Source organism: Mycobacterium sp. 852014-52450_SCH5900713, from assembly GCF_001667075.1.
Lineage (GTDB): Bacteria > Actinomycetota > Actinomycetes > Mycobacteriales > Mycobacteriaceae > Mycobacterium.
Map to the genome: position 1 here is coordinate 56,541 of NZ_LZIL01000005.1, position 13,049 is coordinate 69,589.

Annotated in this window: 12 protein-coding genes; 4 read left to right on the plus strand and 8 right to left on the minus strand. The window is 66.1% G+C overall.

Annotated features, from left to right (window positions below; all coding sequences use genetic code 11):
• The first annotated feature begins 163 nt into the window (after positions 1-163).
• Entirely contained in the window at positions 164-2,797 is a 2,634-nt protein-coding gene (gene adhE, locus A5773_RS01120) for a bifunctional acetaldehyde-CoA/alcohol dehydrogenase (protein WP_067788977.1), read from the plus strand.
• Here adhE and A5773_RS01125 read toward each other — a convergent pair.
• Both A5773_RS01125 and A5773_RS01130 read right to left on the minus strand, forming a co-directional pair.
• Complete coding sequence (locus A5773_RS01125) at positions 2,782-3,738, minus strand: LLM class F420-dependent oxidoreductase (protein ID WP_067788980.1); 957 nt, start codon at positions 3,736-3,738, stop codon at positions 2,782-2,784. The genes adhE and A5773_RS01125 overlap by 16 nt on opposite strands.
• A gap of 326 nt (positions 3,739-4,064) precedes the next feature.
• Entirely contained in the window at positions 4,065-4,727 is a 663-nt protein-coding gene (locus tag A5773_RS01130) for a sensor domain-containing protein (protein ID WP_231989286.1), read from the minus strand.
• 342 nt (positions 4,728-5,069) lie between these two features.
• Here A5773_RS01130 and A5773_RS01135 point away from each other — a divergent pair, with 342 nt between their 5' ends.
• Positions 5,070-5,852 carry an enoyl-CoA hydratase/isomerase family protein gene (locus A5773_RS01135; protein WP_067788982.1) on the plus strand — a complete coding sequence of 261 codons (783 nt, stop codon included), beginning with the start codon at positions 5,070-5,072 and terminating at the stop codon, positions 5,850-5,852.
• A gap of 29 nt (positions 5,853-5,881) precedes the next feature.
• Positions 5,882-7,177, plus strand: coding sequence for an acyl-CoA dehydrogenase family protein (locus A5773_RS01140; RefSeq protein WP_067788984.1), 1,296 nt, complete (start codon positions 5,882-5,884; stop codon positions 7,175-7,177).
• Here the strand turns inward: A5773_RS01140 and A5773_RS01145 are convergent.
• The 5 genes from A5773_RS01145 to A5773_RS01170 all read right to left on the minus strand — a co-directional run bounded on the left by A5773_RS01145 (position 7,174) and on the right by A5773_RS01170 (position 11,481).
• Entirely contained in the window at positions 7,174-7,830 is a 657-nt protein-coding gene (locus A5773_RS01145; RefSeq protein WP_067789110.1) for an MspA family porin, read from the minus strand. The two genes, A5773_RS01140 and A5773_RS01145, sit on opposite strands and share 4 nt — an antisense overlap.
• A 484-nt stretch (positions 7,831-8,314) precedes the next feature.
• The gene (locus A5773_RS01155; protein ID WP_067788987.1) at positions 8,315-9,274 is read right to left on the minus strand and encodes a phosphotransferase family protein; all 960 of its coding nucleotides are present in this window, start codon (positions 9,272-9,274) and stop codon (positions 8,315-8,317) included.
• Positions 9,275-10,075: an SDR family NAD(P)-dependent oxidoreductase gene (locus tag A5773_RS01160; protein WP_067789113.1), complete on the minus strand. Its 801-nt coding sequence runs from the start codon at positions 10,073-10,075 to the stop codon at positions 9,275-9,277.
• 48 nt (positions 10,076-10,123) lie between these two features.
• Positions 10,124-10,561, minus strand: coding sequence for a DoxX family protein (locus A5773_RS01165; RefSeq protein WP_066952278.1), 438 nt, complete (start codon positions 10,559-10,561; stop codon positions 10,124-10,126).
• Positions 10,558-11,481, minus strand: coding sequence for an alpha/beta hydrolase (locus A5773_RS01170; RefSeq protein ID WP_067788990.1), 924 nt, complete (start codon positions 11,479-11,481; stop codon positions 10,558-10,560). Before A5773_RS01170 ends, A5773_RS01165 begins: the two co-directional genes overlap by 4 nt.
• Positions 11,482-11,815: 334 nt before the next feature.
• On the opposite strand from A5773_RS01170, the gene A5773_RS01175 reads away from it, so the two are divergent.
• Positions 11,816-12,139: a multidrug efflux SMR transporter gene (locus A5773_RS01175; protein ID WP_066952274.1), complete on the plus strand. Its 324-nt coding sequence runs from the start codon at positions 11,816-11,818 to the stop codon at positions 12,137-12,139.
• Positions 12,140-12,141: 2 nt separating this feature from the next.
• On the opposite strand, the gene A5773_RS01180 is transcribed toward A5773_RS01175, so the two are convergent.
• On the minus strand, positions 12,142-13,026 hold the full coding sequence (locus tag A5773_RS01180) for an alpha/beta fold hydrolase (RefSeq protein WP_232001782.1): 885 nt from the start codon (positions 13,024-13,026) through the stop codon (positions 12,142-12,144).
• Positions 13,027-13,049: the final 23 nt, after the last annotated feature.

The following is a 13,049-nucleotide window of genomic DNA, read 5'->3' on the forward strand; positions in this document are numbered from 1 at the left end:
ATCGCAGTATCGGCCCCTCCGGGGCACCGCGGACGGTCCGCCCGCGCCAGATGTGGCCTGGCCGGGCCAGCTAGTCCAGGGCCTTTCAGCCCTAGGCGGACGACGCAGCATCTGCTCATTCTGGAGACCCTTAGCGTTCCCTTCCTGAGCCGAAAACCCGATCATGACCACTACCCGAACTCAGACCGCCTCGCCCCTCGAAGCGCCCGCCGTCACAGAACAGCGCATCCGCGAAGTCGATGCGATCGTCGACGCGGCGGCCGAGGCGGCCCGAGACTTCCGCAAGCTCGATCAGCAGCAGGTCGATGCGATCGTCGAGGCGATGGTGCGTGCCGGAGTCCGCGCGGCCGGCGAACTGGCCAGCGTGGCGATCGAGGAGACGGGCTTCGGCGTCTTCGAGGACAAGGTCGTCAAGAACTATGTGGCCACCGAGTTCCTGCACGACTATTTGCGCGACAAGAAATCGGTGGGAGTCGTCGAGGAGGACGTCGAGCACAACATTGCGTACGTGGCCGAGCCGATCGGGGTGGTGCTGGGCATCACCCCGGTGACCAACCCGACCTCGACGGTGCTGTTCAAGGCGATCGTCGCCGCCAAGACCCGCAACGCGATCCTCTTCCGGCCGTCACCGTATGCGGTGCGCTGCTGCGAACGCAGCCTCGAAATCCTCCGCACCGCGGCCGAAGCGGCCGGGATGCCGCCCGGGGCGCTGCAGGTCATTCCCGACGCCGCGCACGAGGTGACGCACTACCTGTTCATGCATCCCAAGGTCGATTTCATCTGGGTGACCGGCGGACCGAAGATCGTCGCGCTGGCGAATTCGGCCGGAAAGCCGGGGCTGTCGGTCGGTCCCGGCAACGCGCCCATCTACGTTCACAAGACGGCCGACCTGAAAGGCGCGGTCGTCGACATCTTGATCTCGAAAACCTTTGACTCCTCGGTCATTTGCCCGGCCGAGCAAACCTGCATCATCGACGACGAGGTATACGACGAGGTGATCGCCGAGTTCGAGCGGATGGGCGCCCGAGTGCTCACCCCCGGCGAGGCCACGGCGGTGGCGGAGTTCGCCTTTGGCTGCGGCGACAAGATCTCGCACGAGGCCGTTGGGCAGAAGGCGTCGGAGCTGGCCGCCCGAGCCGGCTTCAACGTGTCGCCGACCGTGAAGGTGCTGCTGGCACAGCTACCTGCCGACCTGGACGAGCTCGCTTCGCATCCCCTGTTGCAGGAGAAGCTGATGCCGGTGCTCGGCGTGGTGCGCGCACGCGGCGTACAGCACGCCATCGACGTGGCCGTCCTGGTCACCGAGCATGGGGGGCTGGGTCACACGTCGGCGGTGTACGCCAACGACGAGGACGTCATCGAGGCATACGGTCTGGCGGTTCGCACGGGCCGCATCCTGGTGAACGCGCCCACTGCGGTCGGAGCCCTCGGCGGGGTCTACAACAACCTGACACCGACGTTCTCGCTGGGTTGCGGCACCTGGGGCGGCTCCAGCACGACGGAGAACGTCAACTATCGGCAGCTGCTGAACATCAAGACCGTCTCGCGGCGCCGTACCCCGCCCCAGTGGTTCCGTGTCCCGTCCAATACCTACTTCAACGAAGGCGCACTGGACAACTTGCGCGAGCTCGAATGCGAAACCGTCGTGGTGATCACCGACGTCCAGACCGAAGAGCGCGGTGTGGTCGAGGCGCTGCGCGGCAAGTTGCGCGCCCCACACGTGCAGGTGTTCAACGAGGTGACACCGGAGCCCGACGAGAGGACCATCCGCCGTGGTGTCGCGATGCTGCAGCGGGTCCAACCCGATCTGCTGGTCGCCGTGGGCGGCGGCTCGGTGCTGGACGCCGGCAAGGCGATCCGCCTGTTCTACGAACACCCGGAGAAGAGTCTCGACGAGTTGACGATGCCGTTCCTCGACCCGCGCAAGCGCGTGGCCGACTATCCGGTCGACCGCCATCGCGTCCAATTGGTGGCTGTCCCAACCACATCGGGTACCGGATCGGAAGTCTCACCGGCCGCGGTGCTGACCGTGCGCGGAAAGAAGGAGACGCTCGTCGACTACAGCCTGGTGCCTGACCTCGCGGTCGTCGACCCGGTCCTCACCTCGTCGATGCCGCAGACACTGACCGCCGACACCGGCATCGACGCGCTGACCCATGCGCTGGAGGCGGCCGTCTCGATCTTCGCGTCGCCGTATACGGATGCGTTGTGCGCCCAGGCGGCGCGACTGATCTTCGATGCGTTGCCGAGGGCATACGACGACCCCGACGACCTATCGGCGCGCACTGACATGTCCAATGCGGCAACCCTTGCCGGGCTTGCCTTTTCGAATGCTTTTGTCGGGACGAATCATGCGCTCGCCCATGCGGTCGGGGCGAGATTCGAGATCCCGCATGGCCGGGCGAACGGTATTTTCCTGCCGCACGTGCTGCGCTACAACGCAAGTCTGCCCAGCAAGTTCATGCCCGCGCCGGGTTATTCCGCCTACGTGGCCCCGGACAAATACGCACAGCTCGGTCAGCTGATCTTCGGCGGCCATGAACCAGACGAATCCCGCGGCCGGTTGTTTCATGGGGTCGATGATCTGCTGAACCGACTGAACATGCCTCGATCGGTGCGCGAGTGCGGCGTCGACGAGAAGCAGTACCTGGAGGCGCTACCGGCATTGGCGATGACGGCTTTCGAGGACCTCAGCAACCGCACGAATCCTCGGATGCCCTTGGTCAGCGAGATCTCCACGCTGCTTCGGGTGGCCTTCTACGGCGATGCCGAAGCACAACCTCAGCCGCGCAGCTGAGGCAGCACGTCACGCTCGTACGCGGCGAAGAACCCGTCCATGTCCGGGCCGACCTGCTGGACATACACCTCGTCGATGTCGGCGTCGAGGTACTCCCGCACCTTCGCGACATGCGTGTCGGGGTCCGGCCCGCAGGTGACCGCTTCGGCAACCTGGTCCGGCGTGACGAGAGACATCAGGGCGGCGAAGTCCTTGGGGCGCGGCAGCGTCTGCGCCGATTGCCCGGGCAGCGCGTCGTTACCCCACAGCCGGTGCGCCGCCTTCAGCGCGGTGTCGGCGTCCTTGTCCCAGCTGACTTTGGCGCCGCCCTGCACGGGCTTGTCGCCGCCGCCGGACTCACGGAATGTCTTGACGAGGCCGGCATCCGGCATCACCAGAACGAAGCCGTCCCCGATGCGTCCGGCCAGCTCCGCGCCCTGCGGGCCGAAGCCGGAGACGTAGATCGGCACCGGCTGGTCGGGTCGCGTGTAGATGCGGGCCTCCTGCACCTCGTAGTGCTTGCCGTGGTGGCTCACCTCGTCGCCGCGGTGCAGCAGGCGGATCACGTCGACCGCCTCCTCCAGCATTTCCTGGCGCACGCCCACCGACGGCCACGGGTCGCCGAGGATGTGTTCGTTCAGCGCTTCGCCGCTGCCCACCCCGAGCACGAAGCGGCCGTCGAGTTGGACGGCGGCGGTGGCGGACGCCTGCGCGATGATCGCCGGGTGCGTCCGGATCGTCGGGCACGTGACGGCGGTGCTGACGGGCAGCGACGTCACCTCGGAGAGCGCCCCGATGACGCCCCACACGAAGGGGCTCTGGCCCTGCTCGTCGTTCCAAGGGTGAAAGTGGTCGGAGATCCACAGCGCGTCAAACCCGGCCGCCTCCGCACGCTTGGCCTGGTCCACGAGTTCCTTGGGGCTGTATTGCTCGCAGGACAGAAAGTATCCGATCTTCGTCATGCCGTGCGGGCTACCCCGCTGCGCGCCCGGTTATGCACCGTCTTCGCTGTTGATCCGCTGTACACCGCGGGGACCCGTCCGCTCGCGCGCCCGGCGCCGCAGCGCGACCACCCAGCCCAATGTCCCTGTCGGACTGGTTGTTTCGCAGAGCGCACAGCTACGCCCCGATTCGCGACCGAGGCGGCTTGGGGCCAACCGCATCCTCGCGCACCCAACCGCCGGGTCTCCCCAAAACCAATATGTTGCAAACGCTTTCGCCGCCGAGCCGGGACGGATTGGACGCACCGATGTGCTCGACGCCGGATTCCCCTCGGCAGGGCTCGCTTCTACGGGATCTTTTTTGCGATCCGTTTGGCGATCTGAGCACCCCGATCGCCGATGTGATCGGCGCAGGCGCTCACGTCGACGACAACGTTATTCGCGGTCGTCAACGCCCGCTGGCACGCCCAGCCCTCCCCACCCTCTTCTTGAACCCGAGTTATCGCCAAGACGCCGTCCTCGACGCTGGCCTTAGTCAGCGACCAGTAATGAGGGTTCGGGTCGCTCGGGTCATGCAGATCGACACGCCGGTTATCGCAGTTGGCCCAGCCGGTCACCTGGCTTGCATAGAAGTCATGGGCGGCCATAGCCCCAGGAAACGCCACCACCGCCTGGTAGGCGATGTGGTCCGCACGATCGCGGTGGTCCTTCAGCTCCTGAACGCGCACAGCTGTCCAGCCGCTGCCTTGGTAGGAGTAATCCTGTGCTTCGGCCCAAACCAAGCATCCATCCTCGAGGGGACGGTTGGTGTACATCGTGTCGGCGGAAGCCACGACTTCCATGTGAGCATCCATGATGGAGCCCACATCACCGGTATCGAGCAGCAATCCGGACAGCGCGCCGGTCGGCAGCGGTTGCGGGGCATGACCCAACGTCGGAGCCGCAACCACCCTCCCGTCGGTGGTCACGGTGCATCCCGCTGTCAGCGCGGACAGCACCAGGATCGACACCGCATGCCGCTTGCCCGCTAACCTCATCGGCCTATTTCACCCCACCCCTGCATGGTCACCAAGCCTATGCGGGGGCGCGGGAGAATCGCTTCGCCGGCTCGGAGAATAGAGTTCTCCAAGATCGAGAGACGGATTACTATGACCGTGTCCTGTCAGGTACCGCGCCCGAACGATGGGAGTCGTCATCGACGCCTCGATCCTCGATGCGCTACGCGCGCCGCGCGGCCGAGGCCGCCCCGACGGAGGGCCGCTCGCCTCACGTTGGCGGGCCGTGTCTGTCCGCCGCCTCACCGCGCCGGCCGAGCGGACGGGCTCCAGCACGGCGACCGTCATCGAGCCGGTGTGAGCGCGCCGGGCGCGCTGGAGCGCGATCGGCCGTGCGACGGTGTCGTCGTGCTGCGCCTGAACCGCCCGAAGCAGCTCAACGCCATCAACGAGGCGATGCAAACCGAATTGCGGGAGACGCTGGCCGATTTGGCCACCGACCGCTCAGTGCGTGCGGTGGTGCTGACCGGCGCGGGGCGAGGCTTTTGCGCCGGCATCGACGTGCGGGACTTCGGCCCATCGATGCTGGAGGCCACCGCACCCGCGCTGGAGCGGATGCGCTTCCAGGAGCGGATGGCGGGCCTGGTGGAAGCCGTCCGTGCGCTGCCGCAACCCGTGATCGCCGCGGTCAACGGACCCTGCGTGGGAGCCGGCCTCGCGCTATGCCTGGCGGCCGACATCCGAATCTGTTCGCAGAGCGCATCATTCGGCAACGCCGCCATCCTGCTCGGGCTCTCCGCGGCCGAGATGGGCATGAGCTACCACCTGCCGCGCATCGTCGGCACCAGCGTGGCCGCCGACTGGATGCTCACCGGCCGCACCGTGCCGGCCGCCGAAGCCGATCGGCGCGGCCTGGTCAGCGAGGTGCTCGAACCGAATCGGTTAGCGGAGCGGGCCGTCGAGTTGGCGTCGCTGATAGCCGGCCATGCCCCGCTGGGCGCGCAACTGACCAAGCGCGCCCTCCAGGTCAACACCGACGCCGCGAGTCTCTCCGCGGCGCTCGAGCTGGAGAACCGCAACCAGGTGATTTCGCACGCCACCGACGAGGCGGCCGAGCGCCGCAAGAAATGGACGTCGTGACGGAGTCAGCAACCTAGAAAGGACGCCGCATGGCGTGGGACTTCTCCACCGATCCCGAGTGGGCACAGCAACTCAAGTGGGTCGAGGACTTCGTGCGCGAGGAGTGCGAACCGATCGACCTGATCGTCAAGGAGTCGCACGACCTCAACGATCCGGTCCGCCAGGCCCTGATCCCGCCGCTGCAAGAGATCGTCAAGGACCGCGGCCTTTGGGCCACCCACCTCGGTCCGCATCTGGGCGGCCCGGGCTACGGCCAGGTGAAACTGGCGCTGCTCAACGAGATTCTGGGTCGGTCGGAATGCGCGCCGATCGTCTTCGGCTCCCAGGCTCCCGACTCGGGCAACAGCGAAATCCTGGCGCACTACGGCACCCCGGAACTCAAGGCCCGCTACCTCGAGCCACTGCTCGACAATCGGATCGTGTCCTGCTTTTCGATGACCGAGCCGCAGGGCGGTGCCGACCCTAAGGTCTTCCGCACCACCGCTGTACCCGACGGGAACCACTGGGTCATCAACGGCGAGAAGTGGTTTTCGTCATTCGCGTCGATGGCATCTTTCATCATCGTGATGGCCATGACCGATCCCGACGCGCCGCCGTATCAGCGTTATTCGATGTTCGTCGTTCCCGGCGATACCCCGGGCATCAACGTGCTGCGCGACGTCGGCCTGGGCTACCAGCCGGTCGGCGGCGGGCGCGAGGGCTATGTCCGCTACGAGAACGTGCGCGTGCCGGCCGATCACATGCTGGGTCCGCGGGGCGGGGCCTTCGTGGTCGCGCAAACCCGCTTGGGCGGCGGGCGGATTCACCACGCGATGCGCACCGTCGGGCTGGTCCGCCGGATCTTCGACATGCTCTGCGAGCGGGCGGTGTCGCGGTACACCCAGGGCGAGGTGCTGTCCAACAAGCAGCTCGTTCAGGAGATTATCGCCGACTCGTGGATGGAGATCGAGGCCTTCCGGCTGCTGACGCTGCAAACCGCTTGGAAAATCGACCAATTCAACGATTACAAGGCGGTGCGGGCGGACATCTCGGCGGTCAAGGCGATGATGCAGAAGGTGCTGCACGACGTGTCGTCGCGGGCGCTGCAACTGCACGGATCACTGGGCACCACGCACGAGATGCCGTTCGTGCAGTACTTGGTGGAGTCGTTCGTGCTGGGGCTTGCCGACGGACCGACCGAGGTGCACAAGGTGACGCTGGCCCGCTTGCTGTTGAAGGACCGCGAGCCGGCACCCGACCTGTTTCCGTCCGAGCACCTACTGCGGTTGCGCGCGGCCGCGGAGGCGAAGTTCGCCGACAGGCTGGCCGGCATCCCCCGCGGTTAAACCGATTTGGTGACGCCGACGTACGACAGCACCACGTCGGACAGGTCGGTCATCCGGGTCAGCACCGCATAGGAGCGGATGAACGACTGGCCCACGCACCCGTCGATCTTGATGTGGAAGTTGCTGATCATGACCCAGGGATTGGCACCCTTGAATTGTTTCTTGATCACCGGCACCGTGAGGACGAGGCCGGGTTTCATTCCGATGCTCATCACGCCGTTCATCGGAGTCGAAACGAACGGCAGCAGGGGCGGCAATGTACCGGTGGTGTCGAAGGTGGGGCTGACGCCGGGGATGATGCCGACACCGCCCTCCATGATCACGCCGTTGGAGGTGCTCATGTCGATCCCGCAGCCGATCTGATAGCCCACTTCCAGGACGCCGTGGGGCTCTTCGGATCCTCTCAGCGAGCCGACGAAGATGCCGCTGGCCATGTATTCGCGCGACGCGACGGACGTGGTCAGCGGTGCCACCGGAACCTGCGACTCGTCCTTCGCGCCCAGCCCCAGGGTCCAGCCGTCCGGGGTGTTGAGGATGACGGGGGGATTCGAGGGCACCGCCCCCTCGGCCGGTGCCGAAACTGCAGCGGCAGGCTCGACCTCGGGACCGCCCTCAGGATCAGCGGCCGCCGCCGGCGCCGTGACCACAGACATGACGAGGCAAACGGCCACCACCAGCGCGCGACGAACGACCACGGCAACCGGCCTCACGCACGCCAACGTACGCACGTGCCGTTTCGAGTCGCGAAATTTGCCGGGCGGCCGATCAGAGTTGTTGTGTCTTTGTGACTCTTATGCGATATGGGCGCCGAAGGTAGGATTGAGCCTGTTAGCCGGCGGTTCAGGCAGACGACGGAAGGCCGCGACGATGAAACCTAGATTTGCTGCTCTACTCGTCGTGGGTTTGACGGCCCTTGCAGCTTTGACGGGCGGCACCGGAATGGCGGTGGGAATAGCGCTCGCGTCTCCGGACCCGGGCCAGGTGGACGACATCCCGACGATCGACGAATGGCAGATCCAGTACCCGACCACAATGACGAACCCATACGAAGATTCAGTCGGCTCGTCGGGTGACTGGGGTGGCGTCGGAATGTGGTGCCAAAATCTCCACGCCAACTGCAGCTGATCGGGTGACCCGTTAATCCAGCAGTGACCGCGCCCGATCCAGCAGCCTCGGGAGTGTTGCCGCCATGTCTTCCAATTCCTTTCGTGGTGTGCGCCTCCGCCGATTGTGCTTGACGATCAGCGACCACGTCGCCGCCGACTTGAAGCACGCCAGCGCGCTGAACCAGGCCAAGTCGGTGACCTCGCGGCCCAGCTCTTCCTGGTAGATCTCGGCGAGCTCACCGACGGGCGGCACTATCCCCGCTGAGCCGGTAACGCGCCGGTACGTGTCCGGGTCGCAATTGATGAGAAACCAGCCGGCGTCGATACGGGGATCGCCCACCGACCAGATTTCCCAATCGATTACCGCGTTGATGCGGGAGCCGGCGGCCATCAGGTTGCCCAGCCGGAAATCGCCATGTACCACGCTCGGTCTGATAGCCGTTGGCGCGCAACCCAACAGCGCGTCGCGCACCCCCGGCCAATCGGGCACCAGCGCCGCGTCGACGGTCCCCAGCGTTTCGGACCACCGCCGGACCTCGGCGACCGCGTCGACAATCGATTCACCGCCCAGGCCAAGCTCGCCCAGCGACAGACCGTGCAGCGCGGCCATGACGCGGCCCGCATTGCGGTACCGATCGGGAAGATCGGGAGATCCGGGACCGCCGTCGAAAAGCGGTTCGACGCAGTCGCCCTCGCGGCGTGACATCACGAACAAGGGCGGCGTGTGCGGCGGTTCTCCCCGGTCCTCCCAGAGCACTTCGGGCACCGGAACCCGTGTTCCGGCAAGGGCTTTGATGATGCGTGCCTGCCGGAGCACGTCGCGATGCGCGACGGGCTCGACACCGGGCGGAGCAACCTTGATCACCACCGGCCGGTCATCCATGGCGCCCCCGAACGTGAGACTGGAGGCCCCCCCGGACAGCGGCGCGACTCCGGTCACGCCGGCGCCGTCCAGTCGTCGCCGCAACTGGTCCGGCTCGAGCTCGGCCATTCAGCCGGCGGGCTTGGTCCAGCCGACCTCGGCGAGGAAGGGCTGGGTGTGCGCGATGCGCCCGGTCAGGGTCTTCGGGTCACCGGTACACAGCCGATAGGCCGTCTCGGTGATCAGTTCGATGTCCTCGGTGTCGGTCTTGGCCAGGTCGAGGGTGCCGGCCCCGGGCGTGGCCACGGGATTGCTGGGAGCGGCGGCGTTGACGGCGATGCCGTCGTCGTACAGCTCGGCCGCAAGGCTTTTCGTCAGCCGGTTGAGCGCGGCCTTGACCGTCCCGTAGATCCCGAAGCCCGCGGTGCGGTCGAATTCCGAGAACGGCGGTCCCGGCGGCAGATCGCCGCCCACCGAGGTCACGTTCAGGATCCAGCCCCGCCCGCGTTCGCGCATCGCCGGGATCGCCAGTTGGCTCAACTGCAGTGGGCCCAGAACATGCATCTCCATCATCAGGCGGGCCCGCCGTTCGGGAAACGCGTCCAGGGGCCGCAGGAAGGTCACCGCCGCATTGTTGACCAGGATGTCCGGGGGGCCGACGGCGCCGACCACCTCCGCGAAAAGCCGTTCGCGTTCCGCGGACTGGGACAGATCGGCTTGGACCGCGACGGCCTTCCCGTCGGCGGCCACAACCTCGTCCAGGGTTTGACTCAGCGACCCTTGGTATTTGGGGTCGGGGTCCATCGTGCGGGCGGTCAGCGCGACCGTGGCACCTCGCGAGGCGAGCCGTGCGGCGATCGCCTTGCCCAGCCCCCGGCTGCTGCCGGTGACGAGGGCCACCATCCCTTCGCACCGTCGGTCAGCGCTCATCATCGGCCTCCTACGGAAATGGCTTCTCCGTATCAGAGAATGCCATTATCATCCGCCGAGGGGAAGTGCCGTCCTGCGCAAGGCATCGATCGAGTAGTTCCCGCCGCCCGTGAACACCAGCAGCAGGAACGCGAAGCAGAAGAGGATCGCCAGCCCGCCGCCGTTGCCCGCCGGCGGATCGGCGACGGGCCAGAGCGCTTGCGGCTGATGGATCCAGAAATAGGCGACCGCCATCTCCCCCGAGGCCACGAACGCGACGGCCCGGGTGAACAGGCCGGTCGCGATCAGCAGACCCGCGACGACTTCGATCAACCCGGCGTACCAGCCGGGCCAGGAACCGAACTCGACGCGAACGGGCGAAGGGACGGGCCAGTCAAAGAGGCTCCTCGAGCCGTAGGCCGCGAACAGCAATCCGTATACGGCCCGAAACACACTCAGCACCGCCGGCGTGTGGCGACCGAGCCGCCGTTCGAAATCCTTTGTCACGATCGAAAGGTTACGGTCGCAGCCCAGTCGAGCAGACGCCGCCAAAGGCGATGCCGGCCCGCCGCCATGTTGTGGCAGTGCGCGCTGTCGCCCAGCACCAGGGTGGTGATGTCCGGGCAGCTGCGATAGACACCGGCCTCGGCGCGTGGGTCCGGTGAGACGTCGACGACGCCGTACCCGATCAACACCGGGACATCGATCAGCGCGGCGTGTTCAGCGACGACCCCGGGGATCATGGCGGTGCCGAACACGCGCGGCACCATTGATTTTGCGACGACGCAGTCCGCGGCCACGACGTCGGCGGGAACATCGGCAAGGTGGAACCAACTCTGCAAGTGCTCGCGCGGACCCTCGAAATAGGGCTGCGGCAGAGCGGACAGTATCTCCCGGGCGAGCTCGGCGCGTCCCTGCGCGGTTGCCGACCGGGCGATGAATTCCGGATCGAGGTTCAGCGGCGCCACGTGTTGATTGGTGCACCCGAGCAAGGCCAGTGCGGCGAAGCTGGAGAACAGTGCTTGTTGCGTGATCGCGAGGTAGCCGCCGAGGGAATGGGCCATTGCCACGGGGGGTGCTTGGATTCCCGTTACGTCAGGCAACGCGGAGACCGCATGAGCGAGCGCGGCGGCGATGTCGGTGAAGCCGAAATCACGTGCGGGTTGGGAGCTTTCGCCGGTGCCCAGGGGGTCGATGGTGACGACGGCGTAGCCGTTCCCGGTGGCGAAGTCGGCGAAGCTGTACCCGTGTTGACCGGGGATGCGCAGGTCCCAGTAGTCGCGGCTGTAGGTACCTCCAGGCAGACAGACCAATAGTGCCGGCGTCTGCGCACCGGTGCGCGCGGGATAGTACGTCGCGGCCAGCGACGCTTCCTCACCGATCACATCGCCGACATCAAACTTCAACGGCCGCGCGGAAGGGTTCATCGGACGCCCATGTCGTTATCCTCCTCTGGGTGGCAGAGCCGAACGGGCCACCACGCAGTGTCTTCGCGGTGGCGCCATTTGTACCGGCCTAGCGTCATAATCGCTTATATCGGGCGGTTAAGACGTTGGCTCGTGGAATGGATTGGTGATGGCCGAACTTTCCCCGTGGGCAATCGAATCCTTCGGGACGAGCCGCGCAGGTCAAGCAGCGGGTGAAGGAACTCAGCCACCGAAGGGCCGAGTTGCAGACGAAGCTAAGGCCCACAACCCCAATGAATCGTCATCGGGTTAGCTTCCATCTGCCGTCCGCCCGTCGCCCGCCCAAGGAGATTTCGTGACATACGTTTTACTTCTCTGCGCCATTCTTGCGGAAGTAGCCGCGACCAGCCTGCTCAAGAGCACGGAAGGCTTCACCCGATTGTGGCCGACGGTCGTCTGCCTAACGGGTTACGCGATCTCATTTGCGCTCCTGGCGCTGTCGATCTCGCGCGGCATGCAAACGGACGTCGCCTACGCGCTGTGGTCGGCAATCGGTACGGCCCTGATCGTGCTGATCGCCGTGCTGTTTCTCGGCTCGACGATCTCGGTCGCCAAGATCGTCGGGGTCGGGCTGATCATCGCTGGCGTGCTGACGCTGAACCTGTCCGGCGCACACTGACGCTAGGTGTGGGCCGTCAACGGTGCACCCAGCAGACTGACCAGCGCGCTGGTCACCTCGTCGGGGCGTTCCTCCATGACGTAGTGGTCGGCGCCGCGCAGCCGAACCAGCGTGGCGTGCGGAATGGACTCGGCCAATTCGCGCGCGGCGCTGAACGGGATATAGGGATCGCGGTCACCCCAGATTACGGCGACCGGGCACCGTATCGTCCCGAGTCGCTCCGCGAGCCACGGGACGATGGGCACCGGATAGTGCGCGAAGAAGTTCCAGAACGTGCGCTTTCCCTCCGGCGAATTCATCCAGCCCAGGTACTCGGCTTCCAGCACGGTGTCGAAACAGCCGAGCCTTCGGTAGCGGGCCAGCGCTAAATGGTGCAGCGTGGCCAGCGGAAGATGTTGTGCGGCACGAGACGCTGGCGGGTGGGTAGCGATCCAGTGTTGGCCTCGCGAGAAGCGGTAGAACCACGGGCGAAAGATGCCATGTGCGCGGGTGTTCAACAGAGCGAGTCGCAGCACCCGCTCGGGATGGCGGATGGCATAGCCGAGTCCGATGAAGCCACCGTAATCGTGGGCGCACAGGTTGAACCGTTGCCATCCCAACTCCGCCACGAATCGTTCGATCCGCTCTACCTCTTCGTCGTAGGTGGGTGCGGTCGCCGGTGGAGCGGACCGGCCGAAGCCGGGCCAGTCCGGCGCCACGACATGATGGCTGTCGGCCAGCGCCTTGATCTGGTGGCGCCAGCAGGACGCGCTCTGGGGATAGCCGTGCAGCAGCAGGACCGGCTCGCCGGTGCCGGCAGCCTCGCCGAACACGTTGCATCCGTCGACGTTCCACATGGTCGAAACATATTCGGATTCGTGGTCGCGCTGCCCCTCGCTTTGAGACACACGGCGCTCCATTCCCGCCACCG

Coding starts and splice junctions, on each gene's coding strand:
- A5773_RS01140 (WP_067788984.1), top strand. CDS start 5,882: ATGGCGTGGGACTTCTCCACCGATCCCGAGTGGGCACAGCAACTCAAG.
- adhE (WP_067788977.1), top strand. CDS start 164: ATGACCACTACCCGAACTCAGACCGCCTCGCCCCTCGAAGCGCCCGCC.
- A5773_RS01125 (WP_067788980.1), bottom strand. CDS start 3,738: ATGACGAAGATCGGATACTTTCTGTCCTGCGAGCAATACAGCCCCAAG.
- A5773_RS01170 (WP_067788990.1), bottom strand. CDS start 11,481: ATGAACCCTTCCGCGCGGCCGTTGAAGTTTGATGTCGGCGATGTGATC.
- A5773_RS01155 (WP_067788987.1), bottom strand. CDS start 9,274: ATGGCCGAGCTCGAGCCGGACCAGTTGCGGCGACGACTGGACGGCGCC.
- A5773_RS01160 (WP_067789113.1), bottom strand. CDS start 10,075: ATGAGCGCTGACCGACGGTGCGAAGGGATGGTGGCCCTCGTCACCGGC.
- A5773_RS01145 (WP_067789110.1), bottom strand. CDS start 7,830: ATGTCTGTGGTCACGGCGCCGGCGGCGGCCGCTGATCCTGAGGGCGGT.